Source organism: Deinococcus sp. Leaf326 (assembly GCF_001424185.1).
GTDB lineage: Bacteria > Deinococcota > Deinococci > Deinococcales > Deinococcaceae > Deinococcus.
Genome location: NZ_LMOM01000034.1, coordinates 1 through 18929 on the forward strand (window position 1 = coordinate 1; position 18929 = coordinate 18929).

General features: G+C 64.0%; 19 protein-coding genes and 1 pseudogene. 11 read left to right on the forward strand and 9 right to left on the reverse strand.

Features of this window, described 5'->3' with window-relative positions:
* Positions 1 to 352: 352 nt before the first annotated feature.
* Positions 353 to 1051, reverse strand: coding sequence for a hypothetical protein (locus ASF71_RS12710; protein WP_056300658.1), 699 nt, complete (start codon positions 1049 to 1051; stop codon positions 353 to 355).
* Between the two features lie 95 nt (positions 1052 to 1146).
* Here ASF71_RS12710 and ASF71_RS12715 point away from each other — a divergent pair, with 95 nt between their 5' ends.
* Both ASF71_RS12715 and ASF71_RS12720 read left to right on the forward strand, forming a co-directional pair.
* Entirely contained in the window at positions 1147 to 2289 is a 1143-nt protein-coding gene (locus ASF71_RS12715) for an MFS transporter (RefSeq protein WP_056300661.1), read from the forward strand.
* A 286-nt stretch (positions 2290 to 2575) separates the two neighbouring features.
* Positions 2576 to 3241: a Type 1 glutamine amidotransferase-like domain-containing protein gene (locus tag ASF71_RS12720; protein WP_056300664.1), complete on the forward strand. Its 666-nt coding sequence runs from the start codon at positions 2576 to 2578 to the stop codon at positions 3239 to 3241.
* Between the two features lie 265 nt (positions 3242 to 3506).
* On the opposite strand, the gene ASF71_RS12725 is transcribed toward ASF71_RS12720, so the two are convergent.
* Positions 3507 to 3980, reverse strand: a complete 474-nt coding sequence (locus ASF71_RS12725; protein WP_082505989.1) for a helix-turn-helix domain-containing protein — start codon at positions 3978 to 3980, stop codon at positions 3507 to 3509.
* Positions 3981 to 4076: 96 nt separating this feature from the next.
* Here ASF71_RS12725 and ASF71_RS12730 point away from each other — a divergent pair, with 96 nt between their 5' ends.
* The gene (locus ASF71_RS12730) at positions 4077 to 4847 is read left to right on the forward strand and encodes an SDR family oxidoreductase (RefSeq protein WP_056300667.1); all 771 of its coding nucleotides are present in this window, start codon (positions 4077 to 4079) and stop codon (positions 4845 to 4847) included.
* A 6-nt stretch (positions 4848 to 4853) separates the two neighbouring features.
* On the opposite strand, the pseudogene ASF71_RS25145 reads toward ASF71_RS12730, so the two are convergent.
* Positions 4854 to 5081, reverse strand: a pseudogene (locus tag ASF71_RS25145) (IS5/IS1182 family transposase); the annotation flags it as partial.
* A 94-nt stretch (positions 5082 to 5175) separates the two neighbouring features.
* Between ASF71_RS25145 and ASF71_RS12735 the strand changes: the two are divergent.
* Complete coding sequence (locus ASF71_RS12735; RefSeq protein WP_056300697.1) at positions 5176 to 6237, forward strand: IS630 family transposase; 1062 nt, start codon at positions 5176 to 5178, stop codon at positions 6235 to 6237.
* 99 nt (positions 6238 to 6336) lie between these two features.
* Here the strand turns inward: ASF71_RS12735 and ASF71_RS12740 are convergent, their stop codons facing one another.
* The 4 genes from ASF71_RS12740 to ASF71_RS25150 all read right to left on the reverse strand — a co-directional run bounded on the left by ASF71_RS12740 (position 6337) and on the right by ASF71_RS25150 (position 8339).
* On the reverse strand, positions 6337 to 6786 hold the full coding sequence (locus ASF71_RS12740; RefSeq protein ID WP_056300670.1) for a hypothetical protein: 450 nt from the start codon (positions 6784 to 6786) through the stop codon (positions 6337 to 6339).
* Positions 6719 to 7285, reverse strand: coding sequence for a hypothetical protein (locus ASF71_RS23760; RefSeq protein WP_156372779.1), 567 nt, complete (start codon positions 7283 to 7285; stop codon positions 6719 to 6721). Before ASF71_RS23760 ends, ASF71_RS12740 begins: the two co-directional genes overlap by 68 nt.
* Before the next feature lie 106 nt (positions 7286 to 7391).
* Positions 7392 to 8150: an STM4015 family protein gene (locus ASF71_RS12745; RefSeq protein ID WP_056300673.1), complete on the reverse strand. Its 759-nt coding sequence runs from the start codon at positions 8148 to 8150 to the stop codon at positions 7392 to 7394.
* 24 nt (positions 8151 to 8174) lie between these two features.
* A complete protein-coding gene (locus ASF71_RS25150; RefSeq protein ID WP_156372780.1) occupies positions 8175 to 8339 on the reverse strand; it encodes a hypothetical protein in 165 nt (54 codons plus the stop codon).
* Positions 8340 to 9001: 662 nt separating this feature from the next.
* Between ASF71_RS25150 and ASF71_RS23770 the strand changes: the two genes are divergently transcribed.
* The 4 genes from ASF71_RS23770 to ASF71_RS12760 all read left to right on the forward strand — a co-directional run bounded on the left by ASF71_RS23770 (position 9002) and on the right by ASF71_RS12760 (position 12496).
* On the forward strand, positions 9002 to 9160 hold the full coding sequence (locus ASF71_RS23770) for a hypothetical protein (RefSeq protein ID WP_156372781.1): 159 nt from the start codon (positions 9002 to 9004) through the stop codon (positions 9158 to 9160).
* A gap of 54 nt (positions 9161 to 9214) precedes the next feature.
* Positions 9215 to 10894, forward strand: a complete 1680-nt coding sequence (locus tag ASF71_RS12750; RefSeq protein ID WP_156372782.1) for a tetratricopeptide repeat protein — start codon at positions 9215 to 9217, stop codon at positions 10892 to 10894.
* Positions 10895 to 10973: 79 nt separating this feature from the next.
* Positions 10974 to 11975 (forward strand): YafY family protein, encoded by a 1002-nt coding sequence (locus ASF71_RS12755; protein ID WP_056300678.1) that lies wholly within the window; start codon positions 10974 to 10976, stop codon positions 11973 to 11975.
* A 146-nt stretch (positions 11976 to 12121) separates the two neighbouring features.
* Positions 12122 to 12496 (forward strand): hypothetical protein, encoded by a 375-nt coding sequence (locus ASF71_RS12760; protein ID WP_156372783.1) that lies wholly within the window; start codon positions 12122 to 12124, stop codon positions 12494 to 12496.
* A gap of 88 nt (positions 12497 to 12584) precedes the next feature.
* Here ASF71_RS12760 and ASF71_RS12765 read toward each other — a convergent pair whose 3' ends face one another.
* Both ASF71_RS12765 and ASF71_RS25555 read right to left on the reverse strand, forming a co-directional pair.
* Positions 12585 to 13907: a glycosyl hydrolase gene (locus ASF71_RS12765; protein ID WP_082505990.1), complete on the reverse strand. Its 1323-nt coding sequence runs from the start codon at positions 13905 to 13907 to the stop codon at positions 12585 to 12587.
* Positions 13904 to 14035 (reverse strand): hypothetical protein, encoded by a 132-nt coding sequence (locus ASF71_RS25555; protein WP_255354739.1) that lies wholly within the window; start codon positions 14033 to 14035, stop codon positions 13904 to 13906. Before ASF71_RS25555 ends, ASF71_RS12765 begins: the two co-directional genes overlap by 4 nt.
* A gap of 444 nt (positions 14036 to 14479) precedes the next feature.
* On the opposite strand from ASF71_RS25555, the gene ASF71_RS12770 reads away from it, so the two are divergent.
* The 3 genes from ASF71_RS12770 to ASF71_RS12785 form a co-directional block, all read left to right on the forward strand.
* Positions 14480 to 14977 (forward strand): HD-GYP domain-containing protein, encoded by a 498-nt coding sequence (locus ASF71_RS12770; RefSeq protein WP_235514425.1) that lies wholly within the window; start codon positions 14480 to 14482, stop codon positions 14975 to 14977.
* Between the two features lie 445 nt (positions 14978 to 15422).
* Positions 15423 to 17630: a hypothetical protein gene (locus tag ASF71_RS12775; RefSeq protein WP_056300688.1), complete on the forward strand. Its 2208-nt coding sequence runs from the start codon at positions 15423 to 15425 to the stop codon at positions 17628 to 17630.
* Positions 17631 to 18231: 601 nt separating this feature from the next.
* Positions 18232 to 18929: MBL fold metallo-hydrolase (locus ASF71_RS12785; RefSeq protein WP_235514426.1), on the forward strand; the 698-nt coding region annotated here is incomplete at its 3' end.

Consider the following 18929-nt stretch of genomic DNA (forward strand, 5'->3'; position numbering starts at 1 on the left):
CGAGGAAGACCTCGAAGGACTCCCGATGCTGCTTGCGGGAGAAGCAGGGCAGGATGTCAGAATAGAGCCGTCTGGAACGCGGTTCTTTTGGGTTCACATCCCACTATGGGGCCAAAAGTGCGTTCCAGACGTCCTTTCCCAAAACTGCAAGATGTCAGTTGAGCTCAGTGCCCCTACACATGCAACGCTTATCCAGGCRCGCTGAGCCAGGGCGCATCCTGTTCAGGATCCAGGGGAAGCAAGAGGCCTGCCAACAGATAAGGTCGTGTTCCCTCCTGCGGTTGCTGCGCCGGATCAAGGAGCGCCATCAAGGCATCGATCTGCACCTGTACGGCTCTGGCCTGCACCGCAGTCAGCCATAAGGTCCCCGTAAACTCACGCTGAGCCAGGGCGCATCCTGTTCAGGATCCAGGGGAAGCAAGAGGCCTGCCAACAGATAAGGTCGTGTTCCCTCCTGCGGTTGCTGCGCCGGATCAAGGAGCGCCATCAAGGCATCGATCTGCACCTGTACGGCTCTGGCCTGCACCGCAGTCAGCCAYAAGGTCCCCGTAAAYTCACCCCCGACCTGCCGCTCCCGCAATCTCGGGTCGGGCACTTCCGCCTCGGAGTTGACAGACCCCGYTCCCTCACTGCGGTAGAGCAGCCGGCCCCGGCCCTCCGCACGCTCCAGCAGCCGCGCAGACGCCCGAATCCGCAAGGTTTCGAGATTCCGGACCTGCACCCTCAGTTGCCGTTGCAGGTCTTCGAAAGGCGTGAGGTGGAACGGAATCCGGAGCGCACCAGGAGCCCGGTAGAGCCGCACCGGCCGCCCCGAACGCCGCTGCTCACCGACCTGCGTGAGGAGCCCCAAGCGCTGAAACTGCCGGACCCGGTACATCATCCCCTCGGTACTGACCCCCACCTCCCGAGCGGCCTGCGCGGTCCCCAACGTCCGGCCCAGGAAGGGCTCGAGATGCCGTACGGCTTGCGGATCACTGAGCAGTGCCGCCTGTTCCGGTGTCGTGACCTCAAACCACTCACCCGCATATGAACCCAAAATGGTGTGGGGCATTTTAGGCAGCCTAACCTGAACGCTAGGGCATGGCTTCAGAACCTCCATCTGCCCGACTTCCGCTCCCCTTCTGGACCTATCTCAGCGGACTCACGATGACCGCCCTGGGGGACGCGACCGTTTCCATTGCCGTCCCGTTCCTGGCCCTCGCGAGTTCGCCGGACGCTCCCACTCAGGCGGTGGGGAGCGTGGTCCTGGCCGGCAGTCTGCCCCGCTTCCTCGGCCCCGTCTTGGGTTCGGTGGCTGACCGCGTCTCACCCCGTCCCTTGCTGCTCCTGACCTCCCTTCTCCGGGCGGCCACAGTGGGCGGGCTGGCGGTGCTGGCTCTTGGGGGAGCCGTCCCTCTGACTCTGCTGCTCTTAGGGGCCTTCCTCAATGGTCTTCTGACCACCCTGGCATACACCGCAGGCAGTACCTTCATTCCCCGCCTGGTCGACCCTATGCAGCTGACTCGGGCCAACAGCTTGAACAGCGGCGCCATGATGGGTGTCCCACTGGTGGGTTACGGCTTGGGAGGAAGCCTGCTGCACCTCTCTGGGCAGGCGGGCACGTTAGGGCTCAGTGCACTGTTCCTCCTGGGACTGGCGCTAGCCGCACCCGCTCTTCCCCGCATGCCGGCTGCGCAGCAGGGAGCACCGATGCGTCCTCTGGCCGATCTCCGGGAGGGGTGGCGTGTCCTGCGGACGTCACGCCAGCTGCTGGCCATGCTCGCGTTGAGTTTCACGCTCAATCTGGCCATGAGTCTGATCAATGTGCGCGCACCGGTTCACATGCAGCGTCTGGGACATGGGGCGGCCGATTATGCGGTGTTCGAGATGCTTCTTGCTGGTGGCGTGCTCTTGGGCATCCTGCTGGTCACCCCTCTGGAGCGGCGGTGGTCCCTGGACATGCTGATGGGGTGGGGACGTTGGGTGCTGACGCTGGGCACAGCGGGGTTGGTCTGGCCCGCTGTAGGGGTCTGGTGGAGTGCCGCGCTGGTCTTCGGCGTGGGCCTGGGCCTGCTGGAGGTTGCGGCGGTGACYCGCTCGCAACACTTGGTCCCTCTGGTGCTGCGCGGCCGAGTGATCGGCACCCTTCTGGCCCTCAATGCCGTGGGACTGAGTCTGGGTGCCACACTCGCCGCCTGGCCGGTAGCTACCCCCTGGCTGATGGCTGGGCTGAGTGGCACCCTCCTGCTGCTGGCCCTGAGCTGGCCCTATGCGGTACAGAGATCAGGCGACACACAGCTCCAGGCCTGAGATACCTAGAACGCTTGGACTCCTTGGAGGCTGCCAAGATCGGGCTTGAAATTGGTTTCACCAAGTTCGTATANTATGCGGTACAGAGATCAGGCGACACACAGCTCCAGGCCTGAGATACCTAGAACGCTTGGACTCCTTGGAGGCTGCCAAGATCGGGCTTGAAATTGGTTTCACCAAGTTCGTATAGAGCAGAATAGAAGGGAGAATGCTGAGGGTGACCCTGGAAGTAACGGGCACGAACCCTCTGACGTTCAGCCCTCCAACATTAGCAAGGAGACGGCCCATGAAGCTTCTGCTCACTTCCGGCGGCATCACCAACGCAAGCATCAAGGACGCCCTGGTCGGCATGCTTGGCAAACCGATCGCTGATTCCAGTGCTTTGTGCATCCCGACAGCACAGTGGGGTCACCCGATGTGCGGCCCAGCCTCCGTACGGCGTTTCGTCACTGACCAGACCCCAGCAACGATGTGTGGCCTGGGATGGAAATCGGTTGGCGTCCTCGAATTGACCGCGCTCCCAAGCATCGGCCGAGAGCGGTGGATGCTGTGGGTCCAGGCAACGGATGTGCTGCTCGTGGATGGCGGTGACGCAACTTACCTGAGTTACTGGATGCGGGAATCTGGACTGGCAGAACTCTTGCCTTCGCTGCCCGGGACTGTCTGGGTGGGGCTCATTGCAGGGAGCATGGTGATGACACCTCGGATCGGTGTCGACTTTGTCGAATGGCCGTCCGCACCCGACGACTGCACACTCGGAATCGTCGACTTCGCGATTTTTCCGCACTTGGATCACCCGGACCTTCCTTGGAACACGATGGCCTCGGCCACACGGTGGGCGGCTGGAATGGCGGCGCCGTGTTACGCGATCGATGACCAGACCGCCATCAAAGTGGTGGACGGGACCATCGAAGTGCTTTCCGAAGGCCAGTGGAACCGGTTGACCCCCTAGAGTCTGCCAAGCAACTTAGGCAAAAGTGTCTTGAAGTTGCTGCACAGCAGAAGGCAAGCCCGATCAGTGTCGATGGTACGCGGTACGCCATCCCAGCACCAGGTCTCGCTCCCCGCTGTCGTCGGCACCCCCCTACGCCACACGCAGCACCTTCTTTGAGGTACGGCATACGCCTCGCCAGGCTGCACCATGCCTGTCACGTCCCCATCTGCTCTGTGCGGACCTTTGTCTGGAGCCGCACTCCATGACAGTTGCCACAACGCCGTCAAGGGGTATGGGTGGCTGCCGTTGGTGACGTGGCGGATGACGTTTCTGATAAGCCCTGGGCGGCAACCACGGATTGAAAGTCTCGCCTGGACTGCGCGACCTGCCCGTGGTACTTCTCAGCCCACTCCCAGACACCACAGAACGCCTCGCTTAAACTCAAGCCCAATTCAGTCAACCGGTAATCGACATGCGGCGGAATGACCGGATGCACCGTGCGCTGCACCAGTCCGTCGCTCTCCAGTTGCCGCAGGGTTTTGGTCAGCATCTTCTGACTGATGCCGCCCACAAGGTCGCCCAGCCGCGTAAAACGCACCGTGCCGTGTTCAGCCAGTTCCTCTAGGATCAACATGGTCCACTTGTCGGCGACGCGCCCAATCATTTCACGGACCAGAAGCTCAATCTCTGGCCCAGGCTGACCTACCAGGGGCTTCCCCTCCAGCGTGACTTGTTGCTTCGCCTGTAGATTTCCCATCAAAACATCACTCTCCTTTGGGTAAGTATAGAACTTTAGGGTGCCTAATTCTCAATGGAGAGTGATCTCCTTAGACTGATTTTTAGGAGAAATAATATGAATCTGAGAGGCAATACGATCCTTATTACAGGTGGCGGTTCGGGTATTGGATCGGGACTGGCTGAGGCGTTTCACAAGCTCGGCAACACGGTCATCATCGCGGGCCGGAGACAACAAGCCCTCGACGAGGTCACGGCAGCCAACCCTGGCATGAAATCGGTTCGACTCGATGTGGATGATGCCGACTCTATCCGCAGCGTCATGGTGCAGGTCATCCGTGATTTCCCAGCACTGAACGTACTGGTCAACAATGCGGGCATCATGCAGACCGAGAGCGTGCGGGCCCTGCCCGACATGCTGAACGTGGCCGAAGCGACCATCGCTACCAACCTCCTGGGGCCCATCCGCCTGATCAACGTCGTCCTGCCTCATTTTCACGAGCAGGCGCAGGGGAATCCGCAGGCGCGCGCCACTGTGATCAACGTGACTTCCGGTCTGGCCTACGTGCCCCGTGTAGATACGCCGACATATAGCGCCACCAAAGCTGCCCTGCACTCCTATTCGCAGTCGCTCGCGGCTCAGCTTAGAGGCACCAGTACCCAGGTCATCGAACTTATTCCGCCACTGGTGGCCACCGAACTTACGCCTGGTCAGTCGGCCAATCCACGCGCATTGCCGCTGAGTGAGTACGTCGAGGAAACGATGCGCCTGCTGGCCGAGCAGCCGGAAGCGAGCGAGATCGTCGTCGAGCGCGTCAAGTTCCAGCGCCATGCCGAACGTGAGCACCGCTACGAGGCGGCTTTCGACCTGATCAACCAACGAGACTGATCGCGGCTAAAGACTGCCAAAAATCCTATGCAAAAGAGGCTTGAGGTGGTGACCGAGCAGAAGATGGGCGGCCAAAAACTGGAAGCCGACCAGCGTTGACAGCAGCCGTTCGAGGTCCCGTCCAAGACGTCTGAAACCTGAGAGCCATGCGAATGAGCGCTTGACGACCCAAAGGCATGGAAGCAGGATGAAGCTCTTCGACGCCTTTGGACGTTTCACGACTATTAGGGCTACTGGATTGATTCAGAAGAATCTTGGGTAGCGAGGCGTACGATGGACCTGGAGGTGAGGTATGCCCCGCGGTCGCCACTCTCCGGTTCCTCAACCTATGCCTGACGAACGTGCCTTTCTGAATGCACTCGTGCGAAGACGTCAGACCCCAAGGGGTCTGGCTACCCGAGCCAGAGTCATTCTGCTCAGCGCGGACCACCCCGAATGGACGTTAAGCGATATCGGCCAGCATGTTGGGTTATGCGACGACACCGTGAGTGTCTGGCGCCGACGGTTTATTCAGTCTGGCATTGACGGGCTGAGTGACGCGCCGAAGAGCGGAGCACCGCGCTCCATTCAGGATCAGCGGGTCGAACAGGTCGTGCGCCTGACCCTTGACACGCCCCCCGAGAATGCGACGCATTGGTCAACCCGAAGCATGGCAAAGGTCAGTGGGCTCACGCAGAGTGCCGTGCATCGTATCTGGCAGGCGTTCGGGTTACGGCCCCACCTGACATCCAGTTTCCAGTTGTCCAAAGACCCGCTGCTGATCGAAAAGGTCCGCGACATCGTGGGCCTGTACCTGTCGCCCCCGGACCGGGCGCTGGTGCTGTGTGTGGATGAAAAGCCGCAGATTCAGGCCCTGGAACGTGGCTCCACCACGTTCCCCATGCAGTTGGGACAGGAAGAGCGCAACGGGCACACCTACATCCGGCATGGCACCACCACCTTGATTGCTGCACTGGATGCGAGGGTTGGAACAGTGATTGGCCGCTGTTACCCCAGGCACCGGACCGTGGAATTTCTGGACTTCCTGGAGGAGATCGACCGGCGAGTTCCTTCGGAGCTCGCGGTACATGTCATTCTCGACAACTACATCACGCATAAGACGAGAGCGGTCCAGGGCTGGCTGGTCCTGCATCCGCGGTACACGTTCCACTTCACACCGACGAGTGGGTCGTGGCTGAACTTGGTGGAGTCGTGGTTTGCGCTGCTCAGTCGTCGACGGCTGCGTCGCGGTGATTTCCATTCGAAGGACGATCTTGAACAGGCCATTGAGGCGTTCATCGCTCAGAACAATGAACATCCGCAACCATTCGTGTGGAAACGGTCGGCGGACGACATTCTGGACAGCATCCGACGGTTCTGTCTCCCATACCTCGGTACATCAATTTCCTAGGATTCTTCTGCATCAGACCACTAGGCCATAGAGGGTAGCCGTAGGTGTAGGCCTGGTAGGGGCCGGCGGCCAGGGCTGGTGCCAGAGCGGCCGGCGGGGTCACGCCGCCCCCCGCAGCAGGACTTCGGCGTAGGGCACGGTCCAGACGAGCGGATGCGCCAGCCGGTGGCCCCAGTACCCGTCCTCGCCGAAACAGGTGCCGTGGTCGCCGTACAAGATGAGCAGGGTGTCGCCCCGGCGCCGCAGGGCGCCGAGCAGCGGGGGCAGGGCCGCGTCCACACTGCGCAGGGCAGCGCGCTGCGTGTTGGGCGAGTCGCGGCGGGCGCCCGGCACATGGGGGCGGGTCGGGGCGTGCGTCGCGGCGAAGTTCACCAGCAGGAAGACCCGCCCGGGTACGGCCTCCAGCCGCCGGGCGGCCACCTCGACCTGCCGGGCTGCCGAGTCGCGGTGCCCGGTGCCCGTGGCCGGCGACCAGTGCGCCTCATGGAACAGGGCAGGGAGGGTCTGCCCCAGGACGCTGCGGCCACTGAAAAACCCGACCCCGCCCACGCACACCGTCCAGTAGCCGCGCGCGGCGAGGGCCGCCGGCAGGGTAGCCTCCGCGAAGGTGAAGGTCCGGCGGCCCGTGCTGACGCTGCCTGCGAACTCGGCCGCGAACAGCCGGGGGTGGCGGCCGGGCCGCGCCGGGGTGGGCAGGAATCCTGCCAGGAAGGCCTAGTGCGCCGCGTAGGTGGAGCTGCCCGGCGTATGCCGCGCTTCCCACCCGCCACATGGTCAGGAGGTGGTCGGTGCGCTGCATCCGCACATGCGGCGCGCACCCGACCAGCTGCGCGTCGAGGTCCAGCAGCGTCTCCCGGAATCCGGCGTACCACGCCCGCAGGGGGGCCAGTTCGCCGGCCGCGAGGTCGCCAGCCCGCCCGCCATCCCGCGCGATGAGCGCCCGCTCGGTATCGAGGTCCTCGCCCGGCGAGTCGAAGCGCACCCAGGTGCCAGGCCGGACGTGCTCGCTCAGCACCGTGCGCCCGTGCAGAAGGTCGAGGTAGGACACGACCCGCGCGGGCGGCCGGCGGCGGCCGGCGAGGCCTGGAAGGCGCGGGTCCGGCGCCCCTGCGGCGGCGCGACGAGCAGCAGGTTGGTGCCCGGTGCGGCCCCCCTCATTCGCCCAGGGCGACGTAGCGCCAGTCGTCCTCGTCGTCCTGGCGGTCCGAGACGTCCAGCTCGATGCCGTGCGCGTCCGCCCAGGCCTGGAGGCGGCCGGCCATCTCCTCGGAGAGCCAGTTGAACTGGAGGTCGAGCTTCTTCAGGTGGCCCAGGCTGGGGTTATCCACCAGGGCCTGGGCGCCCTCGTCAGTCAGCACGCCCATCAAGAGGTCCAGCACCTCCAGCGACCCCACCACCGGCGCCGAAGAGAAGACCTGCGCCACCTGATCCTGATGATCGCTGTTCTTCAGGCCCAGGTAGCGCAGCGCGGGAAAGCGCAGGCCCTCCAGCAGGGGGCTCAGGTCCTCGACGCTATTCATCGCGCCGTAGTCCTCCGTGCCCAGCCACAGTTCCGGGTGGGTCAGGGCGGGCAGGTCGGCCTGCACCACCTGCCGGACGAGGGCGCTGGAGAGCCCGCCCGCCTCGATGACCAGGGTCCGCAGGTGCGGCAGCGCGAGGCCGGGGAGTTCGAATTCATTGCCGCCCCGGATGCCCAGGTCGATCAGCCTGGGAAAGGCCTGGACCAGGGCGCTGAGGTCCATGTTGGCAATCCAGGACACCTCGCTCTCTTCCGAGGAGATGTCGTTGATGTACAGCACCCGCACCTGCGTGAGCTGCGCGGCGGCCACCCGCAGGGGCTCAGCCATCTCGGCCCGGATGTCGGCGTCCGTCAGGGTGTCGGTGCCCCAGTACCCGATCACCAGCCCCTGCATTCGCTCGGCGCCGGGCGGCCGGAGCTACTCGGCCAGCAGCGCCGGCCAGCTCCGGTCGCTGTCGTAATCGGTGCTCAGGCGGTGGATCTGCGTGTTCGGATCGCCCAGTGGCTGCCCCGGCGCCCACTGCACGATTTCGAATCCCCCGAAGTGTTCCAGATGTCCGTAGGACTGTTCCGCGTGGGCCATGCCTCAGCTTATCCAAGGTCCTGCGCCACGGCTCCTCAATATGAGCCGCCCTGTCGGGTCTCTCGCCCTGGAAAGGCGGGCCGCCACTTCCAGGCGCGCTGAGACAACAGGGCTGAAATTCAGTCAGCGACAGTCGGGAACATTGCAGTCCACATACCGGCGTGATTCGTCGGCGAACTCCAGAAAGACGATTCGCCCTGTAACTCCCTCCTGCAGATTTTAAAGCTGACCAGGGTCAATGAAGGAATTTTAGACTAGGCCTTTGAGACTGTTGACGGTGCTTTTTATCAAGCAGATAAGCCTATGAATTTGGGGGCATATGGCATTCCCCGCTAGGCCAGATTCAAGATTTCAAATCTATCTCTGCGCGACATAATAAATCTTCTGGAGGACGGTCATCTACGACGTCTAAAGGAATTACTCCCGGTTGATATGTTTGCGATCATGCCGAGATTTTGGGGAAGTGACAGGGATGTCTATAAAACGGCAAAAAACACCGACCACAGACGGCAACAGTCACGGCGAATAACCGCCTGACACGCTTAGGCACCCCGAGCTTCCATACGGCCATCAGGCGGAACAGTTCGCCCCGACCGAGAACACTCCACAAAAAACGCGGCTCCATCCGCCAAGACCGGGCCGCGCTCCTCAGAGGAGGACCCATGCAGTCTACCCTTACGGTGGCCTGGTTAGCCCTGCTGTTGCTCGGCTTCGCCAACCCGGCACCGATGCAGAGCCCGCAGGCTCTTGACACCATCCAGACGCCCACTTTTCCCTTCATTGCCGACATCAACCCCAAGCCCATCCCCGGCGGCGGCTGATCCGGCTCCCTGGGCTCTCCCAGGGGCCCTCCGTTATCTCTACACTACGTGGGCATGCCCACCCGCCGCTCCGCCCGCCCCTCCAAACAGGACTTTACTGAGCTAAACGAAGCCCTGCAGCACCTATGTGCTCAAGGTGAGTTGGAACCGGCCTGCACCACCATCGAGCATGGATTGGCCCGGCAACCGCCATTCAAGATCCAGGAAGGCTGGGTGGCCTCGTTCGAGCAACTTCCCGCCGAGATCCGGGCCGGGCACCCCCAGGCCGCCTGGCTCAGCATCCGGCTGTATACACACATCCGGCAATTTGATGAGGCACTGGCCTTCACGGAGCAGGCTCGCCGAGGACTGTCGGAGGCGGAGTTCGCTCCTCTGACCGCCTACGAGGCCCTCTCACTCACCAGCCTGGGTCACCACCAGCAGGCCCTCGACGTCCTGGCGCCTGTGCTGGACGATCTCTCTGGTCTGGCGGCCGGGACCGGCTGGCGTGCACAGGGCCAGGCCCTGGAGTCGCTGCGACAGGAGGGCTGGCAAGCCGCTTACGTGCGGGCGCGGAGTTTCCTGCAGGGCCGCCCCCTGGGTCTGGTCTGTCTTCAGGAGGGCATGGCACTGGACCTTTCTGGACAGTTTGCGCAGGCCCGCGATCTCTGGCGTCAGGCCCTCCCGCTTCTTCAGGAGGACCCTGTCTACGTGGCCTGGCTGCGGCATGCCCTGGGCAATTCCTTCCTGCGCTTCGCCCTCCCCGAAGCCGAGGACCACTTTCTCGCCATGGAGCAGGCCGTCCGTGACGAGTTGGCGGCGCTCTTCCGGCCCTGGGCCGCCTGCGGCCTCGCGGCAGCGCGGCTGGCACAGGGCGAGTGGCCCCGTGCCCTGTCAGGCTACCGCCGGGCCATCCGCCTGGCCCAGGAGCCGATAGACCAGCGGCTGGCCTGGCGGGGGCTAGGCTATACGCAGCGCCTGATGGGCAAGCCGGAACTGGCCCTGGAGGCCTTACAGAAGGCCACATCCATCACCCCCGAGAATGTGGCGAGCGGACAGTCCTGGGTCTACGTGGATATCGCCGCCTGCTATGCCCAGCTCGGTCGGCCGAAGGAGGCATGGGCCGCCCTGGAGCGTACGGGGCCGATGGGATGGGATGATCAGGAACGTGGCTCAATTGTCCGGGCGGCCCTAGCCTATCAGGCCGGTGATCTCGCCGAGGCGACCCGGCAGCTGTCCTCCGTGCACATAGACGCCTTGTGGGTGCGAGAGGAAGCCCATTGTTTTCCTGACCTGTTCGACACCTGTGCCCCGCAACGCCCCGTGCCCCTGAGTTACAGCGGGCAGCTCCAGGTCGAGGTCCATGCCCTGGGGCCGCTGCTGGTCAAGGTCAACGGGCGGCCGGTGCCTCTGCGCCCAACGGGCCGCGCCGGGGAACTGCTCGTGCTGCTGCTCGAACAGGGCAACCGCGCGGCTACCGAGGTGCTCGGCGACCTGCTGTATCCCAACGGCGCCCAGAAGCGCTCCAAGAGCCAGGCAGTCTGGGGACTGGTGCGGGAACTGCGCGAAATCCTGGGCTGGGAGGAAAGTGTCCTGGCGCAGGACGGCGTCTACCAGCTCGATCCTGCGGTCCAGTGGTGGTACGACGTACGTGAGGCGCTGGCCCGGGGCGAGGCGACGCCGCAGTTTCTCAGCGGCAACTATCAGGCCTGGGTCGTGGAGCGTAGCAATCTCCTGACCTTCCATGAGTCTTAGACACTTAGATTGATTGACAGTACCAAGTGGACTGTTTCATATCGACACTCGCACGACGGGGTCCCTCTATCGTCCGGGCGTGACCGCAAGTTCAGAAGATTCTGTCAGCAAGGAGAGCGCCCATGCGCGCAACGCCCGGCGCCTGTATTCCGTGATCGAGATGCTCCGGATCAAGGAACGGAACGTCGAGGAACTGACCGAGCTCTTCGACGTCCCCCGGCGGACCATCCTGCGTGACCTCGCCGCCATAGACGAGATGGGCCTGGGCTTGCAGCGCTCGGCGCCCTACCGCTACAGGCTACCGGCCTGCGCCCAGGCGTTCCGGCCGGTTGAGGCGCTGGTGGTGCATGCCGCCACGCGGCTGCTCTACCACCACGCCTCCAGCAAGAACCGGGAATACCTGCTGGCCCTGGAGAAACTCACCGCCGGTCTGCCCCCCGGCCTCCAGGACGTGATGCGGCGGTCCATTCAGGACCTCACGCCCCAGCTCCGCGGCGACGGCGCGCTGGAACGGGTCAGCGACGCCTGGATCAACCGCCGGTACATCGCCTTCGACTACATGGAGCCGAACGGGGTGCCGGAGCGCTGCGAACTGGCCATCTACTTCGTCGAGATCTCGCGCGGCGACCTCGCGCCCTACGTGATCGGCTTCGACCGAAGCACCCGCGCCGCCATCCGGAGCTTCAAGCTGTCCCGCATGAAGCGCATCACCCTGCTGGACGATACCTACGCCATCCCCGGCGATTTCGACCCGAGGCTGCACCTCACCGACACCTGGGGCGTAGTAGGCCAGTCGCCCGAGAACGTCACCGTGACGCTGCGGTTCGCGCGGGAGGTGGCCTCTCGGGTGCTGGAGGGGGGCTACCCAAACCTCACCGTCGAGGAGATGGGCCATGCCGACTACAGCCTGGTCGTCAAGGTGCAGGCGGGGCTGGACCCCACCGGTCAGTCCCGGGAACTCCTCTCCTGGATTCTACGCTGGGGGTCCTGCGTGGAGGTGCTGGACCCGCCTGAACTCCGGGCGCAGTGGCTCGAGGAAGCGCGGGCCATCGTGGCGAAATTCGGTCAGCCCACGAACTGAGGTGGCCCGTGAGCTGGGGGTGCCGCTGGCCCGCGCGTCCTACCTGCTGGCCAAACTCCAGCGCGAGGAGATCGCCCGCGTGGAACGCACCGAGGCCCGGGCGGGGGCGGCCCATCAAGCGCTACCGCGTGGCCGACACTTGGTTCGTGCCCTACGAGGTGACGGCGGCCGAGACGCTCGAAAGTTTCTGGGCGGCGCAACTTATCCCCCGCATGAACGGGGTCGCCGGGTTCGTGACCCGCCAGTTGCAGGAGCATCACCCGGTCTGGGGCTTCTGGATCTCCCGGGGCGAGGTCTACAACAACCTGGAAGTCGGGGATCAGCACGGGCCGGCGACCGACCTGCTCTCGGGCGACGAACCCCTGATGCTCACCGTCGCGGCCCTACGGCTGGCCGAGCCCCAGGCGAGACTGCTGAAACGGCGCCTGCTGGCCCTGCTCATGGAGGCCTCGTCCTGGGAGACAGCCGGCGCGACCGAATACACCCTGAGCCTGCTGTTCGTCAGGGGCAGCATCGAATAAGGGGCGCAGCGTTCCGGGGGCGCAGGCCGGGCCGCGAAACCTCCAGCCGGAGGAGCTTCAGCTTTCCACACCCCCCGCGTCCCTGCCCTTACCCGCCGGTGCCGAAGACCCCGAACTCGTAGAGCGAGTAGCCGTAGCCGGTGGCGCGCGCGGTGCCGTACAGCCGCACGTAGCGCCCGCTACCGCTGACATTCAGGCTCTGGGTGCCGCCCGCGCCGCTGGTCGTGGAGTGCAGGGTGGTCCAGGCCCAGCCGTCGTTCGACACCTGAATCTGGAAAGCCTTGCCGTAAGCCGCCTCCCACTGGAGCGAGACCCGGCACAGGGAGCGCACGCTGCCCAGGTCCACCTGAATCCACTGCGGATCGGCGAACGCGCTCGACCAGCGGGTGCCCGTATTGCCATCGAAGGCCGCGCCCGCTGCCATGCCGCCGCTCTCAGCCGAGGACGCCGTGGCTACCCTGCCCTGCGCTAGGTTGACCGTCCCACACGCCGCCTCCCCCCCGCCCGACCCCGCCGCGCCCGGCAGCGAGAGGTAGTACTGCCCCAGTTCGGTCAGCTGCCCGTTGGCGCCCAGGAGGCTGGTGAAATGCGTATCGTTACTCCAGCGGCCCGTGAACCACGCGTAGCGGAACACGTCGCTGCGGGCCTCCAGCGTGGTCACCATGTCGGCCATCTGGGCCTTCTGCTTGGCGACACTGTCGATCTGGGCACTGCCGTCGCCGCTGTGCCAGTTGGCGAATTCGGTGACCCAGAAGGGCTTGCCGTACTTTTTCAGGCGGTCAAGCTGTCCGGCCAGGCCGTAGTCGTACCAATGGAAGCCTAGGTAGTCGATCTGGGGGTCACGGCCGCCGTTCTTGCCCCGGTACGCCGAGTAGAAGGCGTCGAGCCAGACGACTGGGTCATTGTAGGCACTCATGGTGCCCCAGGTGATCTGCGGCCCCACCAGCTTGACGCCCGTGTCGCGCGCCACCTGCTCATAGCGGGGCCAGACGTCGGCGGCCTGCGTGGGCGTAAGGTTGGCCTGATCGGTGAGGTTCGGCTCATTCATGACCAGGAGGTATTTGACCGCCGGGTCGGCCTTCAGGCGGCTGGTGACCGCCGCGGCGTCGAAATTCCCATTCCAGACCATCGGCACGAAATCCATGCCGTAGGTCGAGGCCGCGTTCTGGGGCGCGCCGCTGTTGGGGGCCGGGCTCCAGTTGTACCACCAGCTCACGCCCGGGGCGAGGGCGGCGAGATCGGGCGTGGTGGCCAGATCGTAAGCCAGGCCGCGCTTGGCACTCTTGGTCGTCGCCTGGGCGGTAAAGGACGGCGTGGCTGCCGACTCCGAAACCACAGGGGCGGGCTGCTGCCCACAGGCCCCCAGGATGAGGGTGAGGGACAGAAGACGCGAGAGGGACAGGCGTGTCATGATGGACCTCGCAGGTGGGGCACCAGAACGGCCGGGCGGGGGGCTTCGGTCGGCAGCGCAGGAGTCCAGGGAGCACGGGTCTGGCCTGCGCGCAGGGTACGGGCGCTCTGGAAAATCGGAAACGACATGGCGCCTCCTGGGATCCGGTGGGGACGGGAAGTCGAGATTCGACTGGACGAGTTGTGTCTCGTGACCAAAATATAGCGCTATATTTTTGAAGCGGCAAGGGGTCGGCGGGAAAACTGCGCGAAATCCAGCAGCTCACGACGCGGCCATGCTTATGAGGGTGCTCTCGGACAGCACCGGGGGCGCAGGTGAAGCCGGCCTGTCTGTGATACCCACCGCCCTATACCTCTCGGCCGACTCTGGCCCGCCCGAGCCGGGAAGCTGGACGTGGCGAACCGGCCGGGATGACACTGGGGACACCCTGGAAGCGCAGTCGGGAGAGGCGGGCCAATAACGCCCCTCTAGCTGGACCGTCCTCAGAGGCCGCACTCGGCACGGGGGAACGGCCGGAGTGCTTGAATGATGGTGTGATGGCAAAGCTGGGCATTCCCACTCCACTCTCCTGCTTGGTCGAAGGAACCTGTGGGGGTCACGCCGAACGGGTGGGGCTGCTGGCGTCCCGAATCGCTTTCCTGTTGAAGCTGGATGTGGAGCTGGCCCTGGTCGCTGGGTATCTGCATGACGTAGGGAAGGTCTGTGTCTGCCCAAGTGTGTTGAACAAGCCTGGACCGTTGACCACGCTGGAGCGACAGGCGATGCAGCACCACGCGGCCTATGGGGCACAGCTGGTGCAGGAAGGGTGGCCGGCGGTACCGGCGGAGGTCGTGACCGCCGTGCTGCGGCACCATAAGCGGCTGGACGGCCAGGGCTATCCCGGGCGTCAGATGGAGTTGGACCCGTTGAGCGCGGCGGTGGCGGACATCTATGACGCACTCACACAGCCGTGGGTCTACCGCCCTTGGGTGTGGGCTGGGCCAGAGTTGGTGCAGGCCTTGTTCGCACAGGCCTTGCCGAGAGCGCCTCTGCTGGCCTTGTGTTCGTTGGTCGGGCTGCGCCCCTCCTGAAGTGCGAGGGCGCTGGCAGGCGGGATAGGAGCATGATCGGTCGAGGCCTGGTCATACTCGGATTGTCAGCGCGTTTCTGGTTGGCCGCGCAATACCTGGGACTCGCCGCCTCAACGCCTCTCCCTGGGAGGCTTGATGGCCGGTGGTCTTGTCACCCTCCTGTGAGGAGTGCTACGCAATAGTTCCAAATTGATCCCTGACTTCACTCCGTAGGACTCATCTGATTCCTGCGCCACCTTCCCACTTCGCTCGTCTCCCCATGACTCTCCCTCACCGTCATCAGGCCGCTTCCTGTCTCTTTGAGCTGACTCCATCAATGACTGGGATCTACGAGGTCCCCACCCTCACCCCCTGGGCGCGAGGACGGCGATCACTCTGAATAGCTCCGTTCCCATCAGCCTGAATAACCTCTATAACTCCTCCCCTTTGACAAGGAGTTCCCACCATGCGCCGACAGATCCTGCTCCTCCTACTCCCCGCCTTTCTCGTCGCCGCCTGCGGGCAGACGCCCCCAGCCACGCCGGGTAAAACGACCCCAGGGGCCATCACGCCCGGTACACCTGCGCAGCAGCCCCTGCCCGGCATCTTCCAGATCGATTTCAGCGGGGTTGGCACCGATACCCCCATAACCCGGGTGCAGTCCCTTCAGGAAGGTCTTCTGAGCGCGCAGGCCCTTATAGGTGCCCCGGACCAGTTCAGCTTCTCGCAGATCTCGGCCCAGACCTTCACGATCACCGCCACAGGTACCCGACACGTGCGCGTGACCTATAAGGTCACGAATACCTCCTCCCAGACGCTCCGCAATCCGAAGTTCGTGGCTGTGGTCCCCCAAGGCAGCACGACCGACAGCGTGTTCACGAACGTCCGATACTTCGACGGCTCAGACGCTAGTGCCACCATCAGCAAACTCGCGCTGATTCAGGCCCAGAGTTTCGATACCTCCACGGGAGACGTGACTGCCGATCCGAAGGCGAATGCGCTTCTGACTGGACTGGATGTCAGCCAGGTCGATACCACAGGCAAAGGCATCAAGACCCTGACCCAGACCGGTTGGTGGTTAACAACGCCGCCGGCAGCTGGGGACGATACATTCATGGCCCCCGGGGACAGTTCACTCATCACCTTCGGCGTGAATGTGCCCATGACCTCGGCGCTTGATGGCGGCGCGACCAGAGACCCATTCAGCTTCTCGCTGAACGTCACTGCCGTGCAGGACACTTCGCCAGCACTGGCACCTCTGACTTCAGCGGTCAAGCAGTGGGATGGGGCGAGCCAGACCTTCGGGAACTATGTCAACTTTCCGACGCAGACCTATACGGAGAATGGGGAGACGATCACGCAGAGCCTCCCGGCCCATTACGACATTAACGAGTTGAACGGCTCGACGACTGCGAAGGTGCTCTGTGCCGGCGACGCACAGATGAGTGTGACGAACATCAGTACGGCAAGCTTCCCGAACCGGTGGCGGGTGCAACTTTTCTCGCAGGGAGCGCACACCCTGAACGTGTTCGAGGCCAGGAGCTGTCCAGCCAGTGGCACGCCCCTCCTGACTCAGATGGTGGCTGGGGTTGGGACAAGCGGGACCACCCTCGCTTCGGGCAGCTATCACGGTCTGGCACTGAAGGCGGATGGGACGGTCCAAAGCTGGGGCGATAACCAGTTGGGGCAACTCGGGGATGGCACAACCACCCGACGGAATGCTCCTATCACCGTGAGTGGCCTGAGCGGGATCACGAGCCTCGCTGGGGGCCAGAGCCACAGTCTGGCGCTCCGGGTAGATGGGACGGTCCAAAGCTGGGGCGATAACTCCTACAGGCAACTCGGTAACGGCAGGACAGCCCAGCAGACTCAGCCGGTCACTGTCAGCGACCTCTATGGGATCATGAGCATCGCGGCAGGCGCTTACCACAATCTGGCCTTGAAGGCGGACGGCACGGCCTGGAGCTGGGGCTGGAATGCCTACGGGCAATTGGGTGACAGTACCACCATAGAGCGGACTAGACCGATTGCCGTGAGGAGTCTAAGTGACATCGTGAGCATCGCTGGGGGCAATGATTATAGTCTCGCGCTCCGGGCAGACGGGACCGTCTGGAGCTGGGGCTCTAACGTCTCCGGGCAATTGGGTGACGGCACCACCATCAATAGGTCTACGCCGGTGAAAGTCATCAATCTGAGAGGGGTCACGGGGATCACTGCGGGCTACCGTCACGGTCTGGCCTTGAAGGCCGATGGGACGATCCAAAGTTGGGGCCTGAACACTAGGGGACAACTGGGGGACGGCACCACCACCAATCGGAGTACGTCTGGTCCCGTCAGCGGCCTGAGCGGGATCATGAGCATCGCTGCGAGCGGCAATCACAGTATGGCGTTGAAGGCGGACGGCACGGCCTGGAGCTGGGGCTGGAACGCTTACGGACAACTGGGTGACGGTGCCACCATCACTCGGAGTACGCCTGGTCCCATCAGCGGCCTGAGCGGGATCTCAAGTCTCGCTGGGGGCGAATTGTCCAATATGGCGTTGAAGACGGACGGAACGGCCTGGAGCTGGGGGAATAACACCTACGGGCAACTGGGGGACGGCACGACTACCCCTCGGAGTACGCCTAGTCCCGTCAGCGGCCTGAGTGGGGTCGCGCAGCCGACGCCTTATTGAGGACGACCAAAGTACGCATCAGCCCTCGTAGGCCGTCAGGTGCTGCGGGGCGCAGTTCCAGATTCGCCCGAGTCTATGGTCGACCCTGACTTACGTTATTCTCAATAAGACAGCATCCGCCCTCCACCGAAGGTCATCAGACGCCCGCAGAACGTCTCGCGCCAACTCAACGTTGTTCCGATTCCCAGTTGTCCGTGAGGCCCAGTCCCCTACAGTGAAGGTCATGCAGTTTATTGGCCTGGGCGGAACGGACGAAGTTGGGGCAAGTTCCTACCTCTACCTCTTAAAGGAGGGCAACCTCCTCATCGACGCCGGGCTCCGGCCGGGGCGAGTCGGTGAAGCTGCCCTTCCAAAGCTCGAGATCCTNGTCCAGCGCCGAGAGGGTCCGGCTGACCCACCTGGAAAAGGTGGAGGTGCTCGACGAGAAGCGCTCGCGCTGGACTGTCAAGGCGCCCGCCGGAACGCACGTGAGCTGGGAAGCCGAAATCATGGCTGAGGAGCCGGGGCAGCAGCTCCGCGACGATCTGATGCGGTTCAAGGCGGAACGGACGAAGTTGGGGCAAGTTCCTACCTCTACCTCTTAAAGGAGGGCAACCTCCTCATCGACGCCGGGCTCCGGCCGGGGCGAGTCGGTGAAGCTGCCCTTCCAAAGCTCGAGATCCTCGGCGAGCACCCGCCTACGGCCATGGTCCTCACCCACGCGCACCTGGACCACGTCGCCGGGCTGCCCGTGGTCATCCGACGTTTCCCGGACCTGCAGATCTACTGCACCGAGGCCACGGCCCGCATTGCCGGCCTGGTGCTGGCGGATACCCTTAAGGTCAGTACCGAGCAAGGCTTCCCGATGTTCACTCCTGGAGAACTCAAGCGTACGCTCGAGCGCTTCCAGCCCCTGCCGTACTTTGACCGGGTCAGCGACCACGGCTTCGCCTTCACGCTCTTCCCGAGTGGGCACCTCCTGGGCGCCGCGAGCGTCATGATCGAGAGCGGTGGCCGCAGCGTCTTCCACACCGGGGACGTCAGCAACGTCGACACGCCGGTGGTGAATGCAGCCTGGTTACCAGAGCAGATCACGCTCGTCGACGCCGTGGTCTCCGAGAGCACCTACGGTGACACCCTGCTCCCCTCCCGCAAGGAACAGGTGCGGACCTTCGTCGCCGCGATCGGCGAGACCCTCCGGGGTGGAGGCAAGGTCCTAATCCCCTCGTTCGCGCTCGGTCGGGCGCAGGAGATCACCCAGATCCTCCAGACGAGCATGGCCAGTGGCCTGCTGCCCAGCGTGCCCCTGTACCTCGATGG